Raw genomic sequence first — 23,631 nt, forward strand, 5'->3', positions numbered from 1 at the left:
AACGGTTACGCTGACCTGGCGCGTCCTGATGCTGCTTTCGCGGCGGCGCTCTTTTTCAGTCCGAACCGTGTAGTAGATCGCCCGTTCCGTCACCTTGAAGCGCGCCGCAAGTGCCTTTGCGGAAACGCCTTTTCCGCTCTCGCGGACGATGACGAGCCGTTCTTCACGGGTTAGACGGCGGCGCGACGACATACTGAACATACACTCCTTATTTCCTGCCACCTTCATACAGACGAATAGGCTTCGACGCAATCCGGGGATTGTGTCGAGTGTCGAAGCCGTTAAGTTCGGCTGTATTCCGCATTAGGCACGGCTAGCCCGTGCCGTGATCGAACCCTGGTTCGATCTGGGCCGCTCCGGCCCACCCCTCTAAAAATGCCCCGTGAGGCGCTAGAAGCGCCTCTCCGCACCCCTCCCCCTCAGAAGCCTCGGAAGCACCCTCAGCGAGCCGCTGCGGCGCTCCTGTGCGCCATGCCGTCCCCGACCGAAGCAGACAGTCCCAGCGAAAGGTCTGATTGCGATGAAGAAGAGAGGCAGCACGCCGGCCCTTTCGCCTCCTTAACGCTCCGCCCCGCACGCAACACGCAACACGTAACACGTAACAATGAACAGTTGCCACGCGACAAACAACACGCAACACGGAACATACCACAGGCAACAAGCGGCACTGGACACTGGACACTGGCCACTGGACACTGGATAATTAACACTTGACCCGCAACACGCAACAAGGGACAAGTAACAGGCGACAGTTGAAACGCGACAAGCGACAAGCGACAATCAGCCCGGAACACCGGACAAGCAACACTGAACATGAGGCCGAGCAATGCCGAACGAAAACATGAAAGTCATCACGGTCATGACACGCAAAGGCGGCGCCGGAAAGACGATGCTGACCCGTGCCCTGGCGAGTGCAGCTATGAACACAGGCAAGAAATGCCTTGTCCTAGATGCTGACCCGCAACAAGCCTTGTTTCGATGGGCTGAGAAGCTGAAGATCGAAGATCCGAATTTCACCATCGAAGAGCTGAAGTCACCCGAAGCATTCGAGGCGCGGGTGGATGCTGCCTGGGAAGAAGGGTCAACGGATTTCATCTTCGTTGACACGCTCGGGGCCGCTGGTGCTTGGGCCGACGATCTCGCGGCCTTCAGCGACATTCTTGTGGTGCCCATGATGCTGTCCAACGACGATATGGAAATCACGCAAGACACCCACAAATGGTATGTTGACCTCCGGGGAAGGACCGAAGATCCCGAAAACCTGCCGACCTTCCATGTCGTTCTTTCCAGCGTTCCCGCACGGATGAGTAAAACCGAACAGCAACTTGAGCTGGAAGCGGTTCAATCCTTCCCCGTCGTCCAGAACTACTTCATGGAGCGCAAACAGCATAAAGACGCCGCCAGCCTCGGATTTCTCCACTATCTCGCTGAGGCACGGCGCAACGATCCGAACCCTCTGCTCCGCACCCACGCAAAGCACTATGAAGAGGCTCTGGACGAAGCACTGGCGATCCTTCAGGACATTGGAGGGATCGCATAATGGCCCGAAAGCAACGCCCGAACATCAAGGGCTTCAACCCTGAATACACCACCAATTTCGGAACCACTCGCGAAAGCACCGGAACCTTCGCAGCGGAAATCCCGAAACCCTCCGCTCCGGCGGAACCGGCGGCTAAACAAACGCCAACTCCTCCGAAGCCCGATCCTGAAACCGACACGCCCTCTGCCAGCAAGCCTAAAGCTGACAAGCCCGCTCGCCCGCGCGTGGAGAAAGAGCGACAACCGCAGGCCCCAAAGGCACCAAAGCCCGCCGCAGAAAAACGGGAAACGCGCCTCGACGCTGCTGTGAAGGTCGATCAGGGCAAGAAACTCGATGCTCTGGAAGGGCAGGGGATCGCGGCCCGCGATGTGATCGTGCTTGCCGGACGCCGAGCAACGGCCAGGTTCGAGCTGAAGGCCAAATACATCGAAAAGCCCGAGGCAGATCGCCTCCCGATGCGTGAAGGCTACCACACAACGAAGCGGCTCCCCGCGAACATCCTGGACGATCTGCGCGAAAAGCATGATCCGCTTCGTCTCCAATCCGATAGCGCGATGGTGCGGGGCCAGTTCGAACCAGTGTTCTGGACCTGCCTTGATGAAGTCATCGAAGAGCTTCGACAGAAGAAAGATTAGAAGACGCGGCAAGCCGCGTCACGTTATTGCGTAGAAGGGGGAAGGAGTTTCGGCTTCCTTCCCCCTGAAGCAAAATAGACAGGGCCGTGTCCTCGGCTGCGCCTGCGGGCCGCACCACCCCTGTCGATTTTGCTTCACCCCCATCCTCTCACGCTCGCCGCTCGGCAGGGGTAAGCGAGCGCTTACCCTCCCTTCAATGATGAAGAAGGCGCGGGAACGGGGCGCTCCGTGGATCAAAAAAACGGAGTGAAAACCATGCCGAGGCAAAAAAGACTGGAAGCGAAAGCAATCAAGCGCATCCTCGATGCCAGGACGCGCGAAATCGTCGGATGGCTCTACGAGTGGAACACCGGCGAGATACTTCCGCGCTGGAAGGACGGGCGTAGGGAAAATGTCATCTATGAGTAAGACACCAATGTTTTCGCTGTCGGCCGAGGAAGACGGGCGAAGCCTTGGCACGGTCTACTCGACCAGCTCGAAGACCCTGCGCGAGTTTGGCGCGGCTTACATGCGCGATCCGAAGACGCGCGGGGAAATTACCTTGAAGAACCCCGAGGGGCGCGTGGTTGCCTCTTTCGACGTGTGGCAAGACAAATGGTCGGAAACCGCCGAAACCTTTGAATAATCTTCCCTTTTTGTTCTCAAAATGCTAGGCTGGCTCCCAAAAGGAGGCAGCCTATGCAGTTTCATAAAGCATTGATTTGCAGCACAATTATTCTGACGGCATCGCCCGCTGTGGCAAGTGCCTGGGAACATGAGCATGAACGCGGGGTCGATCTCTACCGCACGGAGAATGCGGGCATGGTGGTCTCGCTGGTTTGTGATCCGAACACGGTTTACGGGACCTCGGAAAGCGCCGTCCTGATCGAAGCCGGCAACAACCCCGACCTGTCGGCCGAGGTGGGCTTCAGCTTTCCCGATGGCAACAGGATCGGCGCGGCAATGGTGCATGGGCGCTACGGAAAAGCGACGGCCAACCCCGTGGAATGGGAAACTCTGATCGCCGGATTCCGCGCGCATCAGACAGTCACGGTTATGATTGGCGACAGCTCGACCGAGGTTGAGCTTGGCGATCCCATGCCCTTCACCTGCCTCTGACCTTGCGCCTGCGAAAGCAGGCTCGGCGCGAAGCGCCGGGCGGGGCCGGGGCCGCGCGCAAGCGTGGCCCCGGCCCCGTCAAACATAGCACCAGGGCAAAGGAAACCCCCGCCGGGGGCAGGGGCTGACAGGTTCAAAGCTCGACGCCGGGGCGCAGATTGCCGTCTTGGTCCAGCCATTGCCGCGCCTCGGCGCAAGCGTAGCAGATGCAAGAGCCCTCGCCCTCGATCGCCACCGGCGCGAAATAGACCGGCGGGTTTATCCTGCCGCATTTGCGGCAGGACAGGCGGGGCAGGGTGTGGGGGCCGCTCATGCGGCCACCTGCTTTTCACCCTCGGATACGCGGGCCTTTTCGTTGATGTAGTCCACGGCCTTCTGTGCCTCGGCAGCAGCCTTGAAAATCATTTCCTTGTCGGATTTCAGGGCCTCAAGCCATCCTTCGACATAGGCCGCGCTCTGGTCAAACTGCGGCTCGACGCCAAGCTGAACGGCAAGGAAACATGCGCCGATCTCCGCGACCAGCTCGTCAAAGGCGTATTCCTTCCGGTTCGCACGGGCCTTCTGAGTGGCAAGGCGCTTTTCACCGCAAGCCCAATGGGTCAGTTCGTGGGCAAGTGTCCCATAGTATCCGGCGGCGCTGTAAAACGTCGCAATCGGAGGCATATGGATGTGGTCTTTCGTCGGATGGAAATAGGCGCGCGGTTCCTCCGTGGTGATGATTTCCGCCCCGCTGCGGGCAAAGAAAGCGTCAAGTTCGGCGTCGGCCTCGGTGCCAAGATCGCGGGGCGGTTCCGGGCGGATGTAATAGGCTTCCGGCAAGCCCTCGATCTGGTCGGCATTGAAAACATTGTTGGTCTTGGCAAACCGGATGCGGCGCTTGCCGTCCTCGCCCACTGCCGCGTTCTCGTCCTCGCGTTCAATCGAGCCATAGAAAACAGATTTCGTCGCCTTCTCGCCCTTCTTCACGCAACCGCCAAGCTCAAGGGCCTGTTTGAAGGTCATCCAGCGCGCGGAATTGTAGCCGCGAACATGCGCCGTCGCCCAAAGCATCAGAATGTTGATGCCTTGATAGGAATCGCCATTGTGCCGCAAGGGAAAGCTCGCGCCGCTCATGTCGCCCGTCCACGGCTTGCGCCACGGCGGGGTGCCCGCCTCGATCTGCGCAATGATCGTGTCGGTGACGTGCTGCTTGATGTCAAAACGCTCTTTAGCCATATCTGGCCTCCTTGTGGTGATGCCCTATCGGTCTGGTGCCGAAAATTGGGGCGGGGTTTCTGGCGAGGTCCGCTGCAAGCGGCCCTCTCCTGAAAGCCTGCCTCCCGGCGAGGGCAGGAGGGGGGCCCGCGCAAGCTCCATGACAAGGAAGGGGGGGAGGGGGATCACCCGGCCACGCAGCTCGGCCCCCGGCCGAGACCGTGGTTGGGGACACCCCCCCTGACGCCGCTCATGGGGCTTGCGTGGGGGAACCGGCGGTTCCCGATACGGACAGGGCGCGCTCGCGCGGCCTGGCCCAAGGATGCAGGGGGCGTTCGGCTTGCCCGAATCCCCCCTGCCAGTGTGATCGCCGCGCAAGCGCGGGGATCTCCGAACCCCTGTCTATCCATTGGGCGCCTGCGCGGCCGGGGGGCTGTCTGCCCCCGCGCCTTGCGGCGCTCTCCCGAGGATATTTAAGGTAAGATGAAAGGGCGGAGCTGTCGCCCATGAGCTGACGTTAGATCAGGCCGCAAGCTGAAGGCGTAGCGTCGTCTTATCACCGGCGCGAAGCGGGAAATGCACAGCGGCGAAACCGCAATCGGAAAGAAAGGAGATAATCCCGGTAGCGGTCTTGAACTCTCTCACCTTGAACCCGCCCCGCGTGGCATCCATCCGGGCAGTCACCAGCATCTGAACCTCGCCGGACGGATCGATACTCTTCATGAACCAAAGGCCGTGCCAGCTCGGCCCCTTGCGGAATGGTTCTTCACGACATTCAATTTCGAGCTGGCCTCCATGTTTTAGGCTTAGCCGTAAGCCCTGCTCGTTGATGACATTCGGGGTAAGCTGGATCTTATCGGCCACGGAAATTCCTCGTCTGCTTCATCGCAATATTATAGCATCGCTGACATTAAGCGCATCATCGAATGGCGGTTTCCTGCCACTGGAATGTGCAGGCTAGGAAGGACGTAGGGGGCTGTCTGCCCCCGCGCCTCACGGCGCTCCCCCGAGGATATTTTCAGGAAGATGAAAGAGGCTAGACCAGATCGCTCTTGATCGGGTCGGTTCGCCCTGTCGGCCGCCAGCCTGAATCGAAAAGGGATATGCGGCCATAGATCGGCCATGCAATTTTGAGGCGGGCAATACGGCGAAGCCGTGTCGCCTGCTCGGTGATGAGCTGTGCCACGTCGCTAACCGATGCGCCGTCTCGAAGGATATACCATTCCCGATTGCGGGTCCGGTCTCGTCCAGCCAGACGCCCCACCTTGGCGTGACAACGGGCCTCAAGAGCGAACGCATGGGGCATTCTCACGGTCTGGACAATGACCATTCGGCCTTGAACGCTGCGCGAAAGCTCCTTCCTCCGATCAACTGTCTTGCGCTGCGTGAAGCCGATCTTGATGCGGCAGGGGTCTTCCTCGTCACAGGTAAGATAGACTGTTCCCCAAGCCACATTGCGCCGAAACCAGCGGATACGGGTGAAGCCCCGAGATCGGCGGGCCATCAGGCCCGCTCCGACTCGGGTGCGATGCCGTAAGGGTATGCGGGACCGTAGCGAACGCCGCCCTGTTCAAAAAAGCCCATGCTCCCGAGTAGCCATGCGCGGTGAAACTCGGTTCCGGCGATCAGGCGGCGAATCGAACGGGGGATATGCCGGCCCGCGTAGCCTGCCAGATAAGCGCGAAGATAAATGCTCTGCATCATGTCGAAAATTCCTTTGTAGCCAGAATACTAGGTGGAAGGGCGGGCCGGAAGGCCCGCCCGACGATCAGGCGCGGGGCTTGTAATAGACACAGTATCCGGTGGGGATGTTCGTGCCGGAGCTGGCGAAGCTGCCCACAGGCAGATCGCGCCAGTCGCCAATTGTGGTGCCGTGGTCGTAGTAGGCGGACGCGGGCAGGATGCAGACCAGACAGCCGCCGGGCTTCAGGAACTTTACCGCATGATCGAGGTGTTTCTTGTAGTGCCGCCCATAAAAAGGGGGGTTCATGACCACCTTATCAAACCGCGGATCGGGCGCGACCTGAAGGAAATTCGCGGTCATGACGTGATGGCCCTTCGCGCGGGCCAGGTCGGCACGGGCGGCGTCGTATTCAACGCCTGTGACGGACACGGCCCCGCTCATCCGGTTTTCGCGCAGATCGGCGTTGCGCCGGGCCAGCTCGTCCATCAGTGCGCCGTCGCCACAAGACGGTTCTAGGATTTCCTCGCCGCCGCTAAGGTGCAGGGCGTCGATCACGGTTTCTGCCACGGGCCGGGGGCTGGCATAGAATTGCAGATCGCGGGCAACATCTGTGCTTGGCCGCTTCGCTTCGGCCTCGTTTGGCGCGTCGGGCAACACTTCGCCATAGAACTCGGCCAGGGCGTGGTTGATGTCTTTTCGGCCCTCGGGGTCGAAAATCAGGTGGCCGTTGCCATTCTTGAAAACGCGGATGATGCCACCGCAGAAATCAGCCTCGCCGTGGCGCTGCACCTCGTCCATCGTGTCTTCAAACTCGCGGTAGGTATAGCGCGGCTGGCTTCGATAGACGCGCAGGGCGTTAAGGGTATCTTTCACCCGCTCCCGGCCCCAACTGTTCCAGCCGGTGACATAGGAAACGATGATCCGTTTCGGCAGGCCCTCAACGCCGATTTTCACTTTGGAATGGCTCTTATAGGCCGGGTCCAGATCGGTGAAGCATTCGGCCAACCCCTTGAGGACGTGAAAGCGTTGATCGAGCAAATAGCTCCCGAACACCTCAGCGATATTTTCCAAGGTGAAGGGCAGGGGTTTGGTCAGCTTCAAGTCGAGCTGCTGCCGGTCCTTGGCGCTGGCGATGTTCTCGATATTCAAGCCTTCGTAGACGTGTTTCCATGCGGATCGCAGCAGGGTCAGGCGCACGTCGCGCTCGTATAGACTCGGATCGGTCGCAAAGACGCGCCCGCCGTAGGTGCCGCCGATGCAAGCGGCGGCATTGATCGCGGTTTCGGCCCTCTTGAAAGCCTCGATGGCGCCGGGGATGCTTTCGGCCTTTGCATCATACTCCGCGACGATCTCGGACAGGCTGCGCCGGATTGCCGGTGCGCCGTGGTCCTTCTGGTCGGTTTCGCCAATCTTTGGAAATTCGCTGTGAAATGTCATGCTCTCGTCTTTCATCCTTGGCCCAGGAACCGCTCGCCAGCGTTCGGGCCATATTCGATCACTTCCCAAACCTCGTGCCCGGTGCGGCTGGCGTAGCGCCATGCCGTTGCCTCGTCCTTGTGGACGCGGGGCAGGTCGTCGGGGTGTTCGCGGGTCTCGAAGGTGCGCCAGCTCATGCCTCGGTTCCCCGAGGCATGGCTGCGAAAAGGTCGTCGTTGTCCCAAGCCGGGTGCGACTTGGCGGCGGGCAGGGGATCGACACCCTTGGTCTCGATCACAAGGCGGGCCGTGCGCTCGCAGGGACAGCCATAATCGTTGCGGTAGTGCTCGCGGATTCGGACTTCGTAGCGGTTCGTCGTCTCCGGGATCGGCGCGACGGTGTATCGCTTGGGCGAAGATTTCCGGCCCAGCCAATCCGCGCCCCATGTGGCGGGATGCTTGTCGCGCTGATACTCGATGCAAGCCAGAATATTGCGCTTGTCGGAGGCGGTCAGGTGCCGCCCCTCGATGAGTGAAATCTGCGGTTTCATTGGGCCTTCTCCTGAAGGTAGGTGCGATACCCCTTCTGATCCGTGCTGCCGAAACAGATCACATGCTGATCGGCCAGATGGCGCAGGTCGCAAAGCGCATACTCCATCAGATCGGCTACCTGGCCGGAGGCGTCAGGATAGAGCGCGGTCAGTGCATCAAGGATGCGCGCTGCCTGAATGTCGGGGGTGTTGTTGGGGGCACTCATGCCCCCATCTCCGTCCAGTCAGTCGCCCAAGTATCCATCGTTGCGACGGTTTTGCCTTCGGGATCGAGCAAGCGTAGATCGGGCTTGTGCGTGGCGGCTGCGTGATGATCGCGGCCCATCTTGCGCAGCAGGTCGGGATTGGCGGAATAGACCACTTCCGCGCCGGGCAGACCGTCATATTCGGACCATAGAGAAAAAAGACGTGCGGACATAAATCGTCCTCCTTGTGGTGATGCCCTATCCGGTCTGGTGCCGAAAATTGGGGCGGGGTTTCTGGCGAGGACCGCTGCAAGCGGCCCTCTCCTGAAAGCCTGCCTCCCGGCGAGGGCAGGAGGGGGGCCCGCGCAAGCTCCATGACAAGGAAGGGGGGAGGGGGATCACCCGGCCACGCAGCTCGGCCCCCGGCCGAGACCGTGGTTGGGGACACCCCCCTGACGCCGCTCATGGGGCTTGCGTGGGGGAACCGGCGGTTCCCGATACGGACAGGGCGCGCTCGCGCGGTCTGGCCCAAGGATGCAGGGGGCGTTCGGCTTGCCCGAATCCCCCCTGCCAGTGTGATCGCCGCGCAAGCGCGGGGATCTCCGAACCCTCTTCCGCCAGAGCTTTCCAGACCGCCCCGGCCAGGGGGACGGGGCAGGGGCCTTGCAGGCGACCTGTGGTAAGGTCTGGCGCTGCGAAAGCGACCGTTACCCGGATGGGCCGAGACTGGCCCCCTGACAGGACCATGCGCCGCGCTGCCCGGTGGCTCGGGACGAGACGGCGGGCGGCGCACCTTGGCGCAGGGACGAGCAGGGGGGAAGGCTCGGGGCGCAGGCCGCTTGCCGGCCGAAGCCTAGGGCGCGGTCCTGGGCGGGCGTGTCCTCGAGCAACCGCACGAGGTCACGAACGACCGGGATTCGCCACGAAATTCAACAATCGAAGATACTAGCACTTGCGGGATATACTTTTCGGCTATATTGTATATCCTGAAAGGATATGCACATGCCCCTCTACATCAAAGACCCGGACGTAGATAAGCTCGTTGACCGCTACCTTGCTGCCTCTGGCGCAAGGAACAAAACCGAAGCGGTTCGCACGGCCTTGCTCAATAGTATAGCGGCGTTGGAGAAGCAGGAAACCCTCGCGGAACGTGTAGCGAAGGTTCAGCGAAAGGCAGCCGAGGCAGGTCTGAAACCGCGCGAATCCGACGACAAGCCGTTCATGGATGAGCTGTGGGGTGATGACTGATGTTCATCGACGCCAGCGCGCTTTGCGCCGTGCTGCTGAATGAGCCGGAAGCCCCGGCGATGCTCAAAGCAATGGAACAGGCCCGAGGCAAGCTGATGATTTCGCCGGTTGTGCGGGTAGAAACGACGCTCGGGATCGCACGGGATCTGAAGGAAAAGGATGGCGTAACGCATATCAGCGAGGCGCACTTCGACAAGGCGAGCGAGCTTGTCGCAGACCTGCTCCAATCACTCGGCGTTCGTGAAATGCACCTCACCGAAAGCATGGGCTCGGCGGCGATCGCGGCGTTGAGGAAATACGGCAAGGTGGCCGGTCATCCGGCGAAACTCAACATGGGTGACGCCCTCGCCTACGCCGCCGCTAAGGCGTTTCATGCCCCCTTGCTCTACAAGGGCGATGATTTTGCGAAGACCGATCTCGCATGAGGTCGGAAGAAAGGAGCTTTCGATGAAACTGATAGCGGCAAACGTGATGCGCAGCCTGCCAGCGGCGGCATACCTGGTTGGCGCAGCAGCAGCCCATGCGCAGGAAGGCTCGGCTGACGATTGCGAGCTTGTGAGCGCGGCCATGTCGCAGATGGTGCAGGCGAACATCGCCAACATCGAAGTGACCGGCAACATGCTGCAAAACCAGGCCGCCATGCTGGCGCATCTGGCGACGAGCGGCGATGGCGACGCCTTGGCGGCGGCGGCGGCCGTGACCGAGAACCTGGGCCAGCTTCAGGTGCCCAACGGCCCGGCCATTACGGATGGAATGGCCGCGCTGCGGCGCATGTGCCCGGAGCGGTGAGGGGGCTGTCTGCCCCCGCGCCTGGCGGCGCTCCCCCGAGGATATTTCAGGGNCCTCGCATGAGGTCGGACGAAAGGAGCTTTCGATGAAACTGATAGCGGCAAACGTGATGCGCAGCCTGCCAGCGGCGGCATACCTGGTTGGCGCAGCAGCAGCCCATGCGCAGGAAGGCTCGGCTGACGATTGCGAGCTTGTGAGCGCGGCCATGTCGCAGATGGTGCAGGCGAACATCGCCAACATCGAAGTGACCGGCAACATGCTGCAAAACCAGGCCGCCATGCTGGCGCATCTGGCGACGAGCGGCGATGGCGACGCCTTGGCGGCGGCGGCGGCCGTGACCGAGAACCTGGGCCAGCTTCAGGTGCCCAACGGCCCGGCCATTACGGATGGAATGGCCGCGCTGCGGCGCATGTGCCCGGAGCGGTGAGGGGGCTGTCTGCCCCCGCGCCTGGCGGCGCTCCCCCGAGGATATTTCAGGGAAGATGAAATGCAGAAAGGCCAAGCCCCGGAGGGCCTGGCCGTTGCAGCCGCCCTACTCGGGGCGGCGCTTGAGGGTGATCCCGACCTTCAGGAAGCCGAGGTTGATCGAGATCGTAAGGCTGAGGTCGATTGCGCGCAGCAGCTTGCGGATGGCTCGGAGCCGGCGAGCGGCGATGCGACGAAGTTTGATGGAACGCTTGCGAATGAATTTCATGGTCTGTCTCCTGATTGAAAAAACGAGGCTCGGTGACACGGCGGGAAAGGCGGGCCGTCAACACGCGCGCAGCGCCCCGAAGGGCTTGGTGTTGACGGCTCGCCGCGCCGTGTAGAGTGGCCGCTGTTTTTCAAGGAGGCAGACCCTGCACCTTCGCAGGGGTCCAGTGTCGCATTGCCGCTTGTCGGCGGTTCGGAGCTGAAGGCTGTGAAGCGCGATCGGCCGCCCTCTCGATGGGGGCGGCCGATTGGTCGGGGCGCAGCGCCGCGCCCGAAGGGCAGGCGGGCCGTGAGGCCCGCCCGGGCGGTCAGCCCGCCTGTTGCCGCTCCATCTGCTTGCGGATCATGTGGGCCAGGTTGGCGAAGTTGTCGCAGGCCAGTTTCACGCCGTGGCGGGTTTCGCCGCTATTGGTCTCGTAGCTCTCGGAGCGGATGGTGCCGGTCGCGCGAACCAGGTCGCCTTTGACGGTGTTTTCCTTGACCCATTTGATGACGTTCTCGTTGAAGATACTCACGTCGTTCCAGAAGGGTTTCGACTGAAAGTCGCCGTGATTGTCCTTGCGGCCATACTCGGCGGCGATGGAAACCCAGAGGACGCCGTTGCCTTCCTTGATCTGACCGACCCGACCGATGATTTCAAACTCAGCGAAGGTATTCATTTTTTGTCTCCTTGGTATCTTAGTGTTTCGATGAAAAACGGTCATGCTGGTCCTCGATGCGATCAAGCCAAAAATCGGAGGGTCCGCAAAGCGGAAACCGATTTTTTGATTGAAGGGCGGGGCGTTAGCCCCGGACGGTCGCTAAGAGAGGAACAAGCAATGTTCCGTTTGAGAAACCCGGACCAAGGAGACGGGTGAATACCTGGGTTGCACGAATTTCAGTGTCGGTTCCAGATCAAGGAAGGCAGCGGCGTGTGGATCTCGACAGGGGCTCGATTCATACTGCAAGGACAATCACGGCGACGGTCGAAACCTGGGGCGACGGATGCTCATCTGCGCAGCGGCAAATGGGTCAAGGGAAACCCGATGGCGGCCTAGCGACAACCGGCACAGGAACAGAAGAGGGCAGAGCGGCTTGCGAAACTGGCTGCGAGAAACTGGATCGAGACGCGGACAACATGCGCGACGCAGGCGCTTGTTTGGAGTTGCGGCAACAGGTGCGATGATCGTCGCGGCCTTGCTGTCGATCGACACCGGGACGGCGGCAGAGCCGATCAATCCGGCTTCAGTCTATGTGATCGACGGCGACACGATTGACCTGGGCGGTGAGCGGTTCCGGCTGGTCGGTCTCGACACGCCGGAAACCTACGATCCGCAATGTGCATATGAAAAGGCGCTTGGTGACGAGGCGACGAGGCGCTTGCGCGAGCTGATCGGCTCGGGCGAGTTGGTGGAACTGATCGTGTTGCCGGGCCGCGACCGAAATGACCGAGGGCTAGCGCGGCTTTACATCGGTCGTGCGGACGTGGCCGGTATCCTGATCGGGGAAGGGCTGGCGCGGGAATACAATGGGGGCAGGCGGCAGGGTTGGTGCTGACGGCCAAGCCGCGCAGCGGCCCCTGCGCGGGTAGCGCAAGGCCGGTGCGTCGGGGCGCAGTCCCGGCGCACCGGGCATCACCCTCGGCGCGGTCCCTTTCGGAACCAGCCCATGACGATAATCGTGATGCCGATGGCGAGCAGGTAGAGAACGGCAATCATCCAGATCAGCATGAACGCCTCGCCAAGCTGCCGGGTGAATGTCCGATCCGCGCCGAACAGGAAATGCTCGGACCCGCTCATGGCCCATCCCATGACGATGCCGAATCCGAGGGCAGGCAGGAACACAGTCAGGAAGGCCAGCATATAGCGGTTGATCGTCGGTCGCCCGCCACGCCAGCAGGCCCGGACGACACGGCCCGGACAAAAGACGATCTCGGCCATGCGATACTGAACCAGATCGAGCCTATCCTTGAAGGTGGTTTCGTCGTCGTCGTGCATGATCGTCCTGAATGTCGGTCCCTGGAAAAAAGAGGCCCCGCGCGAGCGGGGCCAGTGTTATCCTCACCACAAGGATATTCTCAAAAAGCTGGCCTGCCCGGCGTCAAAGATGCGCGCGGCGGCTCCGAATTTCGTTCGACAGATTGGCGGCTTGTGCGAAGCACCCGAAGGCGATGGCTGTGCCGATCCAGTAAATCAGATTGGGGACGTTGACCCCCGCGAAGAACGCGATGCAAGCGGCGATCACGATAGCCGCGCCAGCAGCTCCGATAAAGAACCAGTTCCACATCTTGCCGATCAGTTCGGCAATGATTTCTTCAGCGTGAGCGCGGCGATCAAACATCTAAGTTCTCCTTTAGTTCCAGTCGTAGCACAGTCGATCAGTTCTCGCCAGCGCCATGAATATCCCTCAGAACAAAGCCAGTTGCTCGGGCTGAGGCCGAATGCCGACGCGCCCGCGTGGATCAATGATCCATCCGTCGCCGTCGCGCAGGATGCTGGCGTCAGGTCCGTGCTGGTCGATGAAGACGCGATCCGCCTCCACCTTGCGACTGTGATGAAAGTCGCTCGCCATGTGGCCGCTCGGGCGACGGCACCAGACGCCGGGCGCTCTGCCGCAATCGGGGCAGCGCACGGCAAGGACCGGATGACGGTGGGCGGTGAAATCAGGCATGGGCGTTCTCCAATTCTCCGAGGCGAAGGAATAGCTGCGAGGCCAACACGCGATTCTGGGCGGCGCGGTCGCGATCCTTGTTCTTCGATGCCGCCAGTTGAAGATGGTGATAGGCTGCGTGACGTTCCGCCAGCGGGTGACGGTCAGGATCGGCGGCAATCTCCCGCGCCTTGAGGATCGTCACGAACAGGTCAGATGAAGCGAACAGGTTCGCGATCCTCGCGCCCGAGGCGTCGGTGCGCGACAGCGGGAAAGGCGGGCTTTTCAAGTCGATCCTGCCTTGGCTGTAGCTGTGCAGGACGCTCAACAGATAAGACGGGTCGGCGGGGTATGGGGCGCAGTCCCATGCCCGCCGCACAGCGCGGCGCTCATCTTCGGGCAGGGCGTCGATCTGGCGGCGGGCTTCATGCCACTTCTCTGCCCGAGCGCGACGGTCCCTGATTTCCTGTTCGGACCATGCCAGTGCGCGGTCTGCCATAACACGGTCCTCGCTCGGCTGTGCCTCGGCAATCTGATCGGCCAGCAACGGAAGGGCCTCGCGCTCAAGGCGCTGTTTCCGGCGCAGTGCGGCCCGCTTGCGGGGCGTGTCGGTGAACGGGTGTCGGGGTGAACGCTTGAATCTCATGGGAACCTCCATCGGTGGGCGGGGCGCTGCCGCCCCGCCCTCGATCTCACTTCATGCCTTCGGGCAGCCATGCCCCGATCTTCGCGGCCTGCTCGTCGGTGACGCCAAGGGCGCTGCGCAGATCGTGGTCGCCACGGAACAGGGCTTCCAGCTTGTCGGCCTTCTCGCCCTTTTTCAGCTTGGCGAAGGTCGTGGCGGTCGGGTGATCGTCGGACAGGTCCAGCAGATCGCGCCACAGATCGTTGAGGTAGGGGCCTCCGACGCGAGAAAAGAAGTTCGCCGCATTGGGGGTCCAGACTTCGCGGATATTCGGCTGCGTCTCCTTGTCGATCATCGCGGACAGCTTCTCGTCGCCGCCCCGATATTGAGCGGCAAGGAACCGGACCAGTTCACCGCGCACATGCTCCGGGCCTTTCTTGCGAAACGCGCGGAAGGATGCGCCAAGGTCTTTCGCATCCCACATATCGCGCGGCGGGTTGCTGGTCAGGCGCTCGTCAAGGGCATAGCCCTCGGCCTCGGTCGAAGGCCAGTTCGGAACCTCGGTCGTGGCGATGCCAAGCGGATCGTTCCAGCGCAGGGCGTGGCTCAACTGGTAGGCCAGAAGGTCAATCAGCAGATCGGGATCGCGCAACACCGCATGTTGCCGTGCGCCCTGTGCGACACGGGACAGGTCGTCGCGCAGCTTCTGGCTGATGGGGGATTTCGGCTCGGCCTCGGCGCTCGAATGGCTGGACTTGCGCAGGAACCCGGCCTCGATGGCGGCGGCCCGGTCCTCACGCCTCACCAGCCCCTCGGCGGTCTGAACCTCGCCGCTCTGGTTGACGTAGACAAGGACGCCCGAAACGGCCTTCTGCTCGGCGCTGAATGCACCATCCAACACGGCTTGCAGCGCCGCCAGTTCGGCCTCGCCCTCGGCGTCCAGAACCTCACCTTCGGCCAATTCCGCCAGTTCGTCGTAACGCTCTGACTGCTCTTCGGTGAGCGTCCCTTCATCCCGATAGATGCGGTCCAGCTTCCGTTCCTCGATCTCGTAATAACCAAGATAGGTGGTGTCCATCGCCTCGGCCCATTTCCAACCGTCGCCGGTCATGGCCTCGGCGGTGGCGTTCAGCTTCGCCTTGAACAGTTCGTCCAGCAGGGCAACATCATCGAAATAGGTCTGGTCTGCGAAAAGGTCGCCAGTGACGCGCCCGCCCTCGGCCTCGTAAGCCTCAAGGCCAACAAACTTCACGCGCCGATCCGTGCTGCGCACCGAGTCCGGTTTGAGCATCTGCTTGATCTGGTGATCGCTGTAGCCCTCGCCCCGCACCTTTTCCAGCACGGCCAGCGTGTTCGCCTCGTCCTCGCTGACGGTGAAGGCGGCGGCGTTCGACAGGGTGATTTCCCCGGCCTTCAAGGCGTCCAGAACCGACACCGGCAGGCTTGCCAGCTTCAAGCGGCGATAGACGTGCTTTTCATTGACGCCGAACGCGATGGCGATGGAGGGAACCGGAACGCCCCGCTCGGCCATGCTGCCATATTCGCGGATTTCATCGGCGGCATGGGGTTGTTCGCGGTGGTGGTTCTCGCTCGATGCCCAAATCTCGGCGGTCGCCTGATCGGGCGCGATCTTCACGGAAACCGTAGCGAAGCGCGGATCGTCTTGCAGCAAAGCCAGGGCGCGAAGCCTCCGGCCTCCGGCCACGATGCCAACCTTGCCGGTTTCATCGCGCAGCCCGGCGAGGTTCTGGATCAGGCCAAGCTGGCGGATATTCTCTGCCAGTGCCTCGATCCCCTCGGGGCTGAACACGGTGCGCGGGTTCAGGTCGGAAACATACAGATCATCGAAGGGAACCTGTTCGATGGGGGCGATGATCGTCTCTTGCTTTGTCATGGGTCTTATCCTTGTCGTGTGGTGAGTTTTTGTGTTATCGGTGCCCCAGCCCTGACGGGCTGAGGCGAGGGGGCTTAGATGGCCCCGTGCTGGATCAGGAAGCGGCGTCCGATGCCAAAGTGATCGCCCTTCCTGAGAAGCGCCCAAGCCTCGGCAATGCGGCGCTTCATGGTTTCATTGCTCATTGATTTCACCTTCCTTTCCGTTGTGGTGAGGGGGTGGGAGAGGCGCTTGCCGCCCCTCCCTTGGGCCTGCTCGACAGGCCAGCCTCGGCGCGGGGCAGGGAGAGACCCCGCAACCGAACTCAGTATTCCTCGGGCAGAAGGATGGTCAGCACGCGGCGGGTCTTAGTGGTGTCCGCGCAATCGTCGGAACCGAACTCATAGCCCGCGTCGTAGAGGTCGATTTTCCAGTAAAGCCGAACCTCGCGTTCGCCTTCGGCCACGGTGAAGATGCCGAAATCGTGGGTGCCGTAAGGGTCGTTGTCCTCGGTGAACTCGGAAAACTGCATGACCGCGACCATGATCGCCACCTGTGCCTCGTGCGACAGTGCGGCCACGCCGCGCGTCATGACAATCTGGCCGGGAACGGTGAAGTCAGCGCCCCATGTGGTGCGGAACCGGTCGTTCTGTCTTGCGATAAGCGCGACCCGCGCTGCCTCGACAGCCGCCTCTGCGGTGTTTTCCGAATGAATATCAGCCATGTCTGGCCTCCTTGTGGTGATGCCCTATCCGGTCTGGTGCCGAAAATTGGGGCGGGGTTTCTGGCGAGGACCGCGAAGCGTCCCTCTCCTGAAAGCCTGCCTCCCGGCGAGGGCAGGAGGGGGGCCCGCGCAAGCTCCATGACAAGGAAGGGGGGGAGGGGGATCACCCGGCCACGCAGCTCGGCCCCCGGCCGAGACCGTGGTTGGGGACACCCCCCCTGACGCCGCTCATGGGGCTTGCGTGGGGGAACCGGCGGTTCCCGATACGGACAGGGCGCGCTCGCGCGGCCTGGCCCAAGGATGCAGGGGGCGTTCGGCTTGCCCGAACCCCCCCTGCCAGTGTGATCCCCGCGCGAGCGCGGCGATCACAGATTATCGTCCAAGGCCCAAAAAAAGGCCAGCGCGAGGCTAGCCTAGTCTGCGGGGATTTCCGCACAGGAAGTTCAATTGAACGAGGCGTCGGGGCAAACTACGTGCCTCAGGACAGTCCTCAAGCAAGCATATCCTTCAACGCCGCCACCACCAAATCTGCATGCTCGACTGTGATCTTGTTGGATGACAACCGCACTCCCTCTATATGTCCTCTGGGAAGCATATAAAGCGGGGTATGAGACCCCTTTATGCGCCAGGCAGCAATCCGGTGCTCTCTGAGGTTCCTCACCACCTCTTCGGCGGGAATCTTTTTATGACGAAACGAAAATATACCTCCACGGTTCCTACCAGGATCGATCGGTATGACCCCTTCAAGAGCGGAAACGCCTTCGCGAATTCGGAAAATGCCATCGTTTAGCCGATCCCCGCCATGCAGAGCCTCCTCGATGGCCCGTGACAAGCCGATGATGGCCCCGCAATTACGCTCCCCCATTTCGAGGAAGCGCGCATTTCCCATGTCTTTTTCGATCCGGCCATCGGCTTTGATATCAGAAAGGTGAAGATCGACAAATCCGGGAGACATCCTGGCTCTCAGCTGTGCTGAGACAAAGGCAAACCCGGTGCCCCGGGGGCCGCACAGGAATTTACGCCCGGCACCAGTGAGCACATCGCAACCGGTTGCGTGGACATCAATCTGAACCTGACCAACAGCCTGGCAGGCATCCACGATGTAGACAGCTTGGTATCCCGAGAGGATTTCACCGATGGTCGCAACAGGATTTATGATGCCACAGCAAGATGGAACATGCACGACGGACACGAGCCCAACGTCATTTCCCATGTTTGATTGCAGCCATTCTAGGTCGATTTCACCTTTATCAGTACAGGGTATCGTGATCAGTTCGAGTCCTTCCCGTTCCGAGAGATCCTTCAGATACTGAAGGTTCCCAGCGTATTCGTATTCGGTTGTAAGGATGCGGCGCGCGCCTTTAAACGAAAGTCGGCTCACGACTTCCGTCCACGCCCGGGTAGCGTTGTCGAAGATCGCGATGTCAGCCGCAACGCACCCTAAGAGGGTGCCAAGATTTTCGTAGACGCGCTCGTCAAGCTCGACGTGATGATCGAGCTCAGTGTCATAGGCCCCGACCTGCTGCTCGATTTTCAGGTATGTCGTAGTTGCGGCCAGAACCTCATCAGAAACGGGCCCCGATCCGGCCATGTTCAGATATGCGGTTGGAACGCGCGGTGAGGTGAGTGCCGTCATCTTCAGTAGTCCGCGCCGAAGACAACCCGGTCTGGGTTGTAGAAATCTGCCAGCGCCTGCAGGGCATTCGGCGGATGCTCGGCAAGCCGGTGCAAGAAATGAAGAAGCCATTCTTCCCCGTAAACGCCGGTTATGCGGCACCGATGCCCCTCGTTGTTCAGTGTGTGGAAAAGACTTGGGTTACATCCATGTAGCCCCTCCAGCTCTTCGGCCGCATCCAGGAGGCCGCGGGCATTCAACATGTCGATGATGGCAGGGTCATGCGTTGCGACAGCGAAACGAGACCCGGCCTCGGCGAGCTTCTCGATGCATTCCACATATCGAACATCCAGCTCTTTCCCGCGCGGCAGCGTCAGCGACGAGTGCTCATCATAGACACCCTTCACAAGGCGGATCTTACGCCTGGTCTTGATTAGCTTGGGCAGATCAACCTCGGTACGATGCATGTAGGCTTGGATAGTCAGACCAAGATTTTCATGCGAAGGGGCCAGCTGGTGAAAAGCATCCAGAATGGTGTCGGTCTGGGTGCTGCGCTCCATGCTAATCATAATCGTGGCACCTTGCTCGGCAGCCACCTTCGCAATGCGCGCCGTATTCGTCATCGCGAGTTCGCGGCTTATAAGCATGCCGACACTGGAAAGATCAAAGCCAAGCTGTAGCCCATCCGAAAACGGGCGCCCGCGCGCATGTAAGAGGAAGCGGATGTTTTCCTCCACAACCTGCTCGACCTGACCGCCATCGGATATCTCCTCACCAACAAACTCGACGCCGGCGAGGTATCCCTTTACTGACAAAACGTCGAACTTATCGGCGGCTTCGGACATTGACTTGCCGATGATGTATCGCGCCACCGTTTCGGTGAAAAACTGCTTGATGAATGGGTCGGCCGAGAACTTCTCACGGATTACAGGGTGAGCAGCGATTTTCCTGAGACCCTTTGCGACATCCTGATGCAAAGCATGAAGATTTTGCGATGAAGCTTGACGGAATTCTGGCTTGGTCATAAATCAGGCTCCTTGTGCCAGCGGATGTTGGAGAAGGATGCGCTGAGCAAAGCTCGGTCGATTTGGATCGCGTTCCTCGCGCGAGATTTCATCCTTGTACTTTCTGACGTAGGAGATCAGCGTCTCTTCTTCAGGATGTCTCCGCGTGAAGATGCCGCCCCACATTGCATCCCACTACCGATAGGACGGGTCCTCAAGGAGCACTTCGTGCGCCCTCTTGAGGTTGTAGAAGGGGATCGTCGGAAAGATGTGATGCACCAAGTGGTAGCGATCATAGTGCCGGCCGAAGAGGAAATTCTCGACTGCCCAACCATGGCGGTTACGCGTCATGAGAAGGCGCTTATTCTCTGCCTCCGGCAGCGGGTAGTGCTCCGCGAGTTCAGCACACCAACCGATCGCGATGTAGGTTGTAAAACACGGTACGATCCAGAAAAGTAGGAATTCGAGCCAGATGTTGAACCAGGTCACCAGTCCTAAGACGACGATCCAGGTCGCAGCAAACATGATCCGGTCGCTCGTGACCGAGATCGGCATGCGGATGACAATCTTGTCCTTCGTGAAGAGAATGCGGTCCTGATAGATATACTTGATATACTCCCAGGATCGATACCCGATCAGAGCCAGAACGAGGTTCTTCAAGATGAACCGGCTGTGGCTTTCTTTGGCCTCGTATAGGCCCAGCAGAATGTGAAAATTGTAATCTGGGTCATCTTCCGGGTCGCCGAAATGACGATGGTGAAATCCCACGTGAGAATTTCTATAGGGCGTAAACATGTGGAAGATCAGGTAAGACGTCAGAACCGTCCCGCCCAGGAAATTGAGCAGTTTGTTCTTGGCAAAGTGAAAATGCGCAGCCTCGTGAAGAATATTGGCAAAGGTGCGCTGCGCAGACCCGATGATAATGATGGCAAGCGGATAGAACCAATAGGATACTCCAACGCACAGATAAATCGACCCTGCGATGAGAGCATATTCAAACGCGAGGGTGCGGACGGCGGCGACGTTGCTGGGCTCAGAGAAATGCTTGAGCTGGCGAAGAACATCCTTGCGTATTTCAAAATCGTGTTCGGCGTAGTCCATCATAGCCTCCGAAAGTATTTTTTTACAGTAGGTTACTGACCAAAGCGAAAGTGATGACGCCCCCGATCATGGTCAGCACGACATTGTTGGTGTAAATCGCGATCATCAGGGTGATCGCCGCAGCCAGCCATCCAACTTGAGTGATGCTGGACAGGGATGAGGCAACGAGCGCCACAATCAAGAGCCCTGGAAGCTCATCGAGCACCCAAGCGAAGCGGGACCTCTGGATCATGTTCCCCGTGACCAGGCCAAGCACGCGGATCGCATAGGTAGCGACTGCCAGCCCCCCAATCAGATACAGAATGTCATGGTTCATGGTTCTGCCTCCTGACGAAGCGCAGTAACTGCATGAAAAGCAGTCCCCCGATCGTTGCGATGACGATGGAATTCGCTGTCGCAAATCCCAATCGGGAAGCAAAAATAGCAATCGCGAACGTGACAGCCCAAGGGGCTAGGTCGGACCGGCCCCGCCACATGCCTCGGCCCATAGCAATGAACGCAGCCGTAAAGGCGAAACCCAGGCCAAGTTTCTCAAGATCCGGCACTGTGGAACCAGCGATGGCACCCATAGTCGTCGATGTCACCCAGGTCAGGATCATTACCGCCCCGGCTTCAACCAGGAAGCGTGCGCCGATAGATCGGTCTTTGTTTGCTTCGGAGACCGTTAACGCCCAGCTTTCATCACTGGTGATATGGATAGAAATGAGCTTCGCCCAAAGCGGCATCCCCTTGAGCATGTCGGCAATGGAAGCAATGATTCCGATGTAGCGCAGATTCAAAATAGCCCCTGCGAAGACTGCCCCCACGACACTTGATGTCGCAGCATACTGGTCAACTGTGACTATCTGCGCCGATCCGGCATGGACCAGCCCGCTCATGACAGGGACTGACCACCAAGGTACGCCTAACTGAACAGCTAGGAACCCGAAGGCGAACCCGTAGAGGGCGGCACCCACGGCCAGGGGGAGGATGGCAACGAAGCCAGATTTGGTGACTGCTGCGGTGTACATAAACCGCATAATTTGGTGGATTATATCAATATCATATAGCTTTTTTCCCCCAATATCGATTTTTCATTACACTTTATATGTGGCATGTGATCATACTCGATCATGGATGGTTTGGATCGAAAAATTCTTGCTCTTGTTCAAAGCGACTCACGGATCACGATCCAGGAACTCGCGGAAAGAACGGGCGCTTCCACCGCTTCTGTTCAGCGCCGACTTCGCGCCATGCGCGAGGCCGGTACCATCAAACGGGAGGTCGCATTGCTCGACCAACAGGCCCTCGGCCTTGGGATTACGGCAGTTGTCTCGGTGGATCTTGAGCGGGACAGCGTCGAACAGACGGAAACCTTCAAGCGGAAGGCCAAAAACGACCCTCACGTCACAAATTTCTATTGTATCGCAGGGGACTCGGACTTCGTCATGATCGTCGTAGCGAAAAACATTCAAGACTATGAAGCCTTTACGCAGCGGTTTTTCTTCGCTGATAAGAATGTCAGGAAATTCCGGACTTCCATCGTTGTCTCCACAGTCAAGGCCACTTTGGAGATGCCGCTTTGAATGGATAGTCACTTTCGCTGCTGCGAAAGCGACCGTTACCCGGATGGGCCGAGACTGGCCCCCTGACAGGACCATGCGCCGCGCCGCCCGGTGGCTCGGGACGAGACGGCGGGCGGCGCACCTTGGCGCAGGGACGGGCAGGGGGAAAGGCTCGGGGCGCAGGCCGCTTGCCGGCCGAAGCCTAGGGCGCGGTCCTGGGCGGGCGTGTCCTCGAGCAACCGCACGAGGTCACGAACGACCGGGATTCGTCATGAAACTACCCTTTCTCGAAGAATCCCGGATGATCCTGATGCACCCCATAGCTGACGACTCTCTGACCAAACCGGCGATTGATCCGGTCAATGGTTTCCGCCAGCTTTTCCCGCTTGTTCGCCTCACCCGGCGCCAGCGGCAGAAACAGCTCGCCCGGCCGTTCGGAAAGCGGGATGACTTCGCCCAGGTGAACGCCGATTGACAGCACATAGCCGTGACGCTCGTGGCGAAACTGCACCCATTCGGCTTCGAACAGCTTCAGGAAAATCGCGGAATCCTGACTCGGCGTCAGGGTTTTCGCGCGAGACCAACCGCGGCCTTCAGGAAGACGGATCATAAGGGAAAACCGCCGGGCGCAAAATCCGTCACGGCGCATTCGCTCGACCGCTTTTTCAGTCAGCCATCGGCCAACCGGTCGCGCGGCATCGGGCCGACGATACTGCGGAGCGAGAACCTTCGAGTTGCCGTAGCCGTTTCGCTGCGTCGGCAAGAGCGGAATCTCCATGCCCTGCAAGGCTCGAACGAAACGCTCACCTTCGACGGAGCGCCAAATCTGCCGGGCGTGGCGAGGATCGAGCGCATAGAGTTCCGCGACGCCCCAAACGGCTGCACGCTGCAACCGGGCTTTGATGCCGTGCGAAATCCCCGGCAGATCGTCAAGCGACAGATGCGCGATACGGTCGGGCATGTTTTCCGGGGCAAGCCATTGCAACCCGTCCGGTTTTTCGAGCTTGCCCGCGATCTTCGCAAGCAGGTGGTTCGGCCCGATGCCCACGGAACAGCGCAGCTCCGATCCGACCTGTTCGCGAATTGCGGCCTTCAACCGGCGGCCGAGATCGAGCGCGGCCGACAGCTCCGCTGTCTGGCCGCCGAGGGCGACCTGAAATTCATCGACGGAGCGGACGGCTTGAAGCTCTGCGATCTGGTCGATGACGCCGGCGATCTTCTGGTTCACGCGAACGTAGAGGCGGTGGCGGCTCGGGCGGAAAATGATGCCTGGGCACAACCGGCGCGCGTCGTAGACGCGCGTTCCGGTTTTGACGCCGAAGGCTTTGGCCTCATAGGACGCCGCGACACAGGCTCCCGATTCGGCGCTGATAGCGGTAATGCCGACAGGTTTACCGCGCAGCGACGGATCGGCCTGCTGCTCCACGCTGGCGAAAAAGCTATTCATATCAATGTATAGAGACCGCATCGGGGTCATGCGTCACG

At 60.3% G+C, this 23,631-nt stretch carries 34 protein-coding genes and 1 pseudogene; 11 read left to right on the plus strand and 24 right to left on the minus strand.

All coding sequences use genetic code 11. From position 1 onward, the window contains the following. A pseudogene (locus EP376_RS20105) lies at positions 1-192 on the minus strand (plasmid mobilization relaxosome protein MobC); the annotation flags it as partial. A 634-nt stretch (positions 193-826) separates the two neighbouring features. On the opposite strand from EP376_RS20105, the gene EP376_RS20110 reads away from it, so the two are divergent. From EP376_RS20110 to EP376_RS20130, 5 genes are all read left to right on the plus strand, one after another. Further along, on the plus strand, positions 827-1,540 hold the full coding sequence (locus EP376_RS20110; RefSeq protein ID WP_088716861.1) for an AAA family ATPase: 714 nt from the start codon (positions 827-829) through the stop codon (positions 1,538-1,540). Next, positions 1,540-2,175, plus strand: coding sequence for a hypothetical protein (locus tag EP376_RS20115; RefSeq protein ID WP_127562611.1), 636 nt, complete (start codon positions 1,540-1,542; stop codon positions 2,173-2,175). Before EP376_RS20110 ends, EP376_RS20115 begins: the two co-directional genes overlap by 1 nt. 228 nt (positions 2,176-2,403) lie before the next feature. Further along, positions 2,404-2,583: a hypothetical protein gene (locus tag EP376_RS20120; protein ID WP_127562610.1), complete on the plus strand. Its 180-nt coding sequence runs from the start codon at positions 2,404-2,406 to the stop codon at positions 2,581-2,583. Then, positions 2,576-2,800: a hypothetical protein gene (locus tag EP376_RS20125; protein WP_127562609.1), complete on the plus strand. Its 225-nt coding sequence runs from the start codon at positions 2,576-2,578 to the stop codon at positions 2,798-2,800. The genes EP376_RS20120 and EP376_RS20125 overlap by 8 nt, the downstream gene beginning before the upstream one ends. A 53-nt stretch (positions 2,801-2,853) precedes the next feature. Continuing rightward, on the plus strand, positions 2,854-3,273 hold the full coding sequence (locus EP376_RS20130) for a hypothetical protein (protein ID WP_088716858.1): 420 nt from the start codon (positions 2,854-2,856) through the stop codon (positions 3,271-3,273). A 133-nt stretch (positions 3,274-3,406) separates the two neighbouring features. Here the strand turns inward: EP376_RS20130 and EP376_RS20135 are convergent, their stop codons facing one another. The 9 genes from EP376_RS20135 to EP376_RS20175 all read right to left on the minus strand — a co-directional run bounded on the left by EP376_RS20135 (position 3,407) and on the right by EP376_RS20175 (position 8,535). Beyond that, positions 3,407-3,586, minus strand: coding sequence for a hypothetical protein (locus EP376_RS20135; protein ID WP_088716857.1), 180 nt, complete (start codon positions 3,584-3,586; stop codon positions 3,407-3,409). Continuing rightward, positions 3,583-4,488 (minus strand): ArdC family protein, encoded by a 906-nt coding sequence (locus EP376_RS20140; protein ID WP_088716856.1) that lies wholly within the window; start codon positions 4,486-4,488, stop codon positions 3,583-3,585. Before EP376_RS20140 ends, EP376_RS20135 begins: the two co-directional genes overlap by 4 nt. A gap of 501 nt (positions 4,489-4,989) precedes the next feature. Next, positions 4,990-5,331, minus strand: a complete 342-nt coding sequence (locus tag EP376_RS20145; RefSeq protein WP_088716855.1) for a hypothetical protein — start codon at positions 5,329-5,331, stop codon at positions 4,990-4,992. A 172-nt stretch (positions 5,332-5,503) separates the two neighbouring features. Continuing rightward, positions 5,504-5,971, minus strand: a complete 468-nt coding sequence (locus EP376_RS20150) for a GIY-YIG nuclease family protein (protein ID WP_088716854.1) — start codon at positions 5,969-5,971, stop codon at positions 5,504-5,506. Next, positions 5,971-6,171, minus strand: a complete 201-nt coding sequence (locus EP376_RS20155) for a hypothetical protein (RefSeq protein WP_088716853.1) — start codon at positions 6,169-6,171, stop codon at positions 5,971-5,973. Before EP376_RS20155 ends, EP376_RS20150 begins: the two co-directional genes overlap by 1 nt. 64 nt (positions 6,172-6,235) lie before the next feature. Further along, the gene (locus EP376_RS20160) at positions 6,236-7,690 is read right to left on the minus strand and encodes a class I SAM-dependent methyltransferase (protein ID WP_238928929.1); all 1,455 of its coding nucleotides are present in this window, start codon (positions 7,688-7,690) and stop codon (positions 6,236-6,238) included. Positions 7,691-7,760: 70 nt separating this feature from the next. After that, complete coding sequence (locus EP376_RS20165) at positions 7,761-8,117, minus strand: hypothetical protein (RefSeq protein ID WP_088716851.1); 357 nt, start codon at positions 8,115-8,117, stop codon at positions 7,761-7,763. Next, positions 8,114-8,323, minus strand: a complete 210-nt coding sequence (locus tag EP376_RS20170; protein ID WP_074647538.1) for a hypothetical protein — start codon at positions 8,321-8,323, stop codon at positions 8,114-8,116. Before EP376_RS20170 ends, EP376_RS20165 begins: the two co-directional genes overlap by 4 nt. Further along, positions 8,320-8,535, minus strand: coding sequence for a hypothetical protein (locus EP376_RS20175; protein ID WP_088716850.1), 216 nt, complete (start codon positions 8,533-8,535; stop codon positions 8,320-8,322). Before EP376_RS20175 ends, EP376_RS20170 begins: the two co-directional genes overlap by 4 nt. A gap of 769 nt (positions 8,536-9,304) precedes the next feature. Between EP376_RS20175 and EP376_RS20180 the strand changes: the two genes are divergently transcribed. The 4 genes from EP376_RS20180 to EP376_RS20195 all read left to right on the plus strand — a co-directional run bounded on the left by EP376_RS20180 (position 9,305) and on the right by EP376_RS20195 (position 10,766). Further along, positions 9,305-9,550 carry a type II toxin-antitoxin system VapB family antitoxin gene (locus EP376_RS20180; RefSeq protein ID WP_074647545.1) on the plus strand — a complete coding sequence of 82 codons (246 nt, stop codon included), beginning with the start codon at positions 9,305-9,307 and terminating at the stop codon, positions 9,548-9,550. Then, a complete protein-coding gene (locus EP376_RS20185; RefSeq protein WP_088716897.1) occupies positions 9,550-9,975 on the plus strand; it encodes a type II toxin-antitoxin system VapC family toxin in 426 nt (141 codons plus the stop codon). The genes EP376_RS20180 and EP376_RS20185 overlap by 1 nt, the downstream gene beginning before the upstream one ends. A 22-nt stretch (positions 9,976-9,997) precedes the next feature. Further along, positions 9,998-10,339 (plus strand): hypothetical protein, encoded by a 342-nt coding sequence (locus EP376_RS20190; protein WP_088716896.1) that lies wholly within the window; start codon positions 9,998-10,000, stop codon positions 10,337-10,339. An 85-nt stretch (positions 10,340-10,424) separates the two neighbouring features. Continuing rightward, positions 10,425-10,766, plus strand: a complete 342-nt coding sequence (locus EP376_RS20195; protein ID WP_088716896.1) for a hypothetical protein — start codon at positions 10,425-10,427, stop codon at positions 10,764-10,766. Positions 10,767-10,871: 105 nt separating this feature from the next. Here the strand turns inward: EP376_RS20195 and EP376_RS23080 are convergent, their stop codons facing one another. Together EP376_RS23080 and EP376_RS20200 are read right to left on the minus strand one after the other, a co-directional pair. Continuing rightward, entirely contained in the window at positions 10,872-11,033 is a 162-nt protein-coding gene (locus EP376_RS23080; protein WP_157903891.1) for a hypothetical protein, read from the minus strand. Positions 11,034-11,340: 307 nt separating this feature from the next. Beyond that, entirely contained in the window at positions 11,341-11,691 is a 351-nt protein-coding gene (locus tag EP376_RS20200; RefSeq protein ID WP_074647520.1) for a single-stranded DNA-binding protein, read from the minus strand. Between the two features lie 475 nt (positions 11,692-12,166). Here EP376_RS20200 and EP376_RS20205 point away from each other — a divergent pair, with 475 nt between their 5' ends. Then, positions 12,167-12,568 carry a thermonuclease family protein gene (locus EP376_RS20205; RefSeq protein ID WP_164744780.1) on the plus strand — a complete coding sequence of 134 codons (402 nt, stop codon included), beginning with the start codon at positions 12,167-12,169 and terminating at the stop codon, positions 12,566-12,568. Between the two features lie 77 nt (positions 12,569-12,645). Here EP376_RS20205 and EP376_RS20210 read toward each other — a convergent pair whose 3' ends face one another. The 11 genes from EP376_RS20210 to EP376_RS20260 form a co-directional block, all read right to left on the minus strand. Next, entirely contained in the window at positions 12,646-13,008 is a 363-nt protein-coding gene (locus tag EP376_RS20210; protein WP_088716893.1) for a hypothetical protein, read from the minus strand. Between the two features lie 103 nt (positions 13,009-13,111). Next, complete coding sequence (locus EP376_RS20215) at positions 13,112-13,351, minus strand: hypothetical protein (RefSeq protein ID WP_088716892.1); 240 nt, start codon at positions 13,349-13,351, stop codon at positions 13,112-13,114. A gap of 66 nt (positions 13,352-13,417) precedes the next feature. Beyond that, positions 13,418-13,681 carry a zinc finger domain-containing protein gene (locus EP376_RS20220; protein ID WP_088716891.1) on the minus strand — a complete coding sequence of 88 codons (264 nt, stop codon included), beginning with the start codon at positions 13,679-13,681 and terminating at the stop codon, positions 13,418-13,420. Then, on the minus strand, positions 13,674-14,207 hold the full coding sequence (locus EP376_RS23225; protein ID WP_203331169.1) for a hypothetical protein: 534 nt from the start codon (positions 14,205-14,207) through the stop codon (positions 13,674-13,676). The genes EP376_RS20220 and EP376_RS23225 overlap by 8 nt, the downstream gene beginning before the upstream one ends. A gap of 145 nt (positions 14,208-14,352) precedes the next feature. After that, complete coding sequence (locus EP376_RS20230; RefSeq protein WP_088716890.1) at positions 14,353-16,179, minus strand: ParB/RepB/Spo0J family partition protein; 1,827 nt, start codon at positions 16,177-16,179, stop codon at positions 14,353-14,355. A gap of 304 nt (positions 16,180-16,483) precedes the next feature. Then, positions 16,484-16,882, minus strand: a complete 399-nt coding sequence (locus EP376_RS20235; protein ID WP_088716889.1) for a DUF3768 domain-containing protein — start codon at positions 16,880-16,882, stop codon at positions 16,484-16,486. Between the two features lie 490 nt (positions 16,883-17,372). Further along, complete coding sequence (locus EP376_RS20240) at positions 17,373-18,518, minus strand: aminotransferase class V-fold PLP-dependent enzyme (RefSeq protein ID WP_157903889.1); 1,146 nt, start codon at positions 18,516-18,518, stop codon at positions 17,373-17,375. Positions 18,519-18,520: 2 nt separating this feature from the next. Continuing rightward, the gene (locus EP376_RS20245; RefSeq protein WP_088716887.1) at positions 18,521-19,522 is read right to left on the minus strand and encodes a proline dehydrogenase family protein; all 1,002 of its coding nucleotides are present in this window, start codon (positions 19,520-19,522) and stop codon (positions 18,521-18,523) included. A 174-nt stretch (positions 19,523-19,696) separates the two neighbouring features. Then, the gene (locus EP376_RS20250; RefSeq protein ID WP_164745013.1) at positions 19,697-20,602 is read right to left on the minus strand and encodes a fatty acid desaturase family protein; all 906 of its coding nucleotides are present in this window, start codon (positions 20,600-20,602) and stop codon (positions 19,697-19,699) included. Positions 20,603-20,624: 22 nt separating this feature from the next. After that, entirely contained in the window at positions 20,625-20,918 is a 294-nt protein-coding gene (locus EP376_RS20255) for an AzlD domain-containing protein (protein WP_088716885.1), read from the minus strand. Continuing rightward, the gene (locus EP376_RS20260) at positions 20,908-21,621 is read right to left on the minus strand and encodes an AzlC family ABC transporter permease (RefSeq protein WP_240661715.1); all 714 of its coding nucleotides are present in this window, start codon (positions 21,619-21,621) and stop codon (positions 20,908-20,910) included. Before EP376_RS20260 ends, EP376_RS20255 begins: the two co-directional genes overlap by 11 nt. Positions 21,622-21,714: 93 nt before the next feature. Between EP376_RS20260 and EP376_RS20265 the strand changes: the two genes are divergently transcribed. Continuing rightward, positions 21,715-22,167 (plus strand): Lrp/AsnC family transcriptional regulator, encoded by a 453-nt coding sequence (locus EP376_RS20265; protein WP_088716884.1) that lies wholly within the window; start codon positions 21,715-21,717, stop codon positions 22,165-22,167. A gap of 256 nt (positions 22,168-22,423) precedes the next feature. Here the strand turns inward: EP376_RS20265 and EP376_RS20270 are convergent, their stop codons facing one another. Then, a complete protein-coding gene (locus EP376_RS20270) occupies positions 22,424-23,623 on the minus strand; it encodes a DNA polymerase Y family protein (RefSeq protein ID WP_088716883.1) in 1,200 nt (399 codons plus the stop codon). Positions 23,624-23,631: the final 8 nt, after the last annotated feature.

The sequence above is a fragment of the Alexandriicola marinus genome (assembly GCF_004000435.1).
Lineage (GTDB): Bacteria > Pseudomonadota > Alphaproteobacteria > Rhodobacterales > Rhodobacteraceae > Alexandriicola > Alexandriicola marinus.

Bases quoted from the DNA above. Each gene is read 5' to 3' on its own strand.
- EP376_RS20230 (WP_088716890.1), bottom strand. From the start codon at position 16,179: ATGACAAAGCAAGAGACGATCATCGCCCCCATCGAACAGGTTCCCTTC.
- EP376_RS20255 (WP_088716885.1), bottom strand. From the start codon at position 20,918: ATGAACCATGACATTCTGTATCTGATTGGGGGGCTGGCAGTCGCTACC.
- EP376_RS20200 (WP_074647520.1), bottom strand. From the start codon at position 11,691: ATGAATACCTTCGCTGAGTTTGAAATCATCGGTCGGGTCGGTCAGATC.
- EP376_RS20170 (WP_074647538.1), bottom strand. From the start codon at position 8,323: ATGAGTGCCCCCAACAACACCCCCGACATTCAGGCAGCGCGCATCCTT.
- EP376_RS20110 (WP_088716861.1), top strand. From the start codon at position 827: ATGCCGAACGAAAACATGAAAGTCATCACGGTCATGACACGCAAAGGC.
- EP376_RS20215 (WP_088716892.1), bottom strand. From the start codon at position 13,351: ATGTTTGATCGCCGCGCTCACGCTGAAGAAATCATTGCCGAACTGATC.
- EP376_RS20165 (WP_088716851.1), bottom strand. From the start codon at position 8,117: ATGAAACCGCAGATTTCACTCATCGAGGGGCGGCACCTGACCGCCTCC.
- EP376_RS20250 (WP_164745013.1), bottom strand. From the start codon at position 20,602: ATGGACTACGCCGAACACGATTTTGAAATACGCAAGGATGTTCTTCGC.
- EP376_RS20220 (WP_088716891.1), bottom strand. From the start codon at position 13,681: ATGCCTGATTTCACCGCCCACCGTCATCCGGTCCTTGCCGTGCGCTGC.
- EP376_RS20190 (WP_088716896.1), top strand. From the start codon at position 9,998: ATGAAACTGATAGCGGCAAACGTGATGCGCAGCCTGCCAGCGGCGGCA.
- EP376_RS20115 (WP_127562611.1), top strand. From the start codon at position 1,540: ATGGCCCGAAAGCAACGCCCGAACATCAAGGGCTTCAACCCTGAATAC.
- EP376_RS20260 (WP_240661715.1), bottom strand. From the start codon at position 21,621: ATGCGGTTTATGTACACCGCAGCAGTCACCAAATCTGGCTTCGTTGCC.
- EP376_RS20155 (WP_088716853.1), bottom strand. From the start codon at position 6,171: ATGATGCAGAGCATTTATCTTCGCGCTTATCTGGCAGGCTACGCGGGC.
- EP376_RS20175 (WP_088716850.1), bottom strand. From the start codon at position 8,535: ATGTCCGCACGTCTTTTTTCTCTATGGTCCGAATATGACGGTCTGCCC.
- EP376_RS23080 (WP_157903891.1), bottom strand. From the start codon at position 11,033: ATGAAATTCATTCGCAAGCGTTCCATCAAACTTCGTCGCATCGCCGCT.
- EP376_RS20180 (WP_074647545.1), top strand. From the start codon at position 9,305: ATGCCCCTCTACATCAAAGACCCGGACGTAGATAAGCTCGTTGACCGC.
- EP376_RS20240 (WP_157903889.1), bottom strand. From the start codon at position 18,518: ATGACGGCACTCACCTCACCGCGCGTTCCAACCGCATATCTGAACATG.
- EP376_RS20130 (WP_088716858.1), top strand. From the start codon at position 2,854: ATGCAGTTTCATAAAGCATTGATTTGCAGCACAATTATTCTGACGGCA.
- EP376_RS20150 (WP_088716854.1), bottom strand. From the start codon at position 5,971: ATGGCCCGCCGATCTCGGGGCTTCACCCGTATCCGCTGGTTTCGGCGC.
- EP376_RS20265 (WP_088716884.1), top strand. From the start codon at position 21,715: ATGGATGGTTTGGATCGAAAAATTCTTGCTCTTGTTCAAAGCGACTCA.
- EP376_RS20245 (WP_088716887.1), bottom strand. From the start codon at position 19,522: ATGACCAAGCCAGAATTCCGTCAAGCTTCATCGCAAAATCTTCATGCT.
- EP376_RS20160 (WP_238928929.1), bottom strand. From the start codon at position 7,690: ATGGCGCTACGCCAGCCGCACCGGGCACGAGGTTTGGGAAGTGATCGA.
- EP376_RS20125 (WP_127562609.1), top strand. From the start codon at position 2,576: ATGAGTAAGACACCAATGTTTTCGCTGTCGGCCGAGGAAGACGGGCGA.
- EP376_RS20135 (WP_088716857.1), bottom strand. From the start codon at position 3,586: ATGAGCGGCCCCCACACCCTGCCCCGCCTGTCCTGCCGCAAATGCGGC.
- EP376_RS20185 (WP_088716897.1), top strand. From the start codon at position 9,550: ATGTTCATCGACGCCAGCGCGCTTTGCGCCGTGCTGCTGAATGAGCCG.
- EP376_RS20195 (WP_088716896.1), top strand. From the start codon at position 10,425: ATGAAACTGATAGCGGCAAACGTGATGCGCAGCCTGCCAGCGGCGGCA.
- EP376_RS20210 (WP_088716893.1), bottom strand. From the start codon at position 13,008: ATGCACGACGACGACGAAACCACCTTCAAGGATAGGCTCGATCTGGTT.
- EP376_RS20270 (WP_088716883.1), bottom strand. From the start codon at position 23,623: ATGACCCCGATGCGGTCTCTATACATTGATATGAATAGCTTTTTCGCC.
- EP376_RS20140 (WP_088716856.1), bottom strand. From the start codon at position 4,488: ATGGCTAAAGAGCGTTTTGACATCAAGCAGCACGTCACCGACACGATC.
- EP376_RS20235 (WP_088716889.1), bottom strand. From the start codon at position 16,882: ATGGCTGATATTCATTCGGAAAACACCGCAGAGGCGGCTGTCGAGGCA.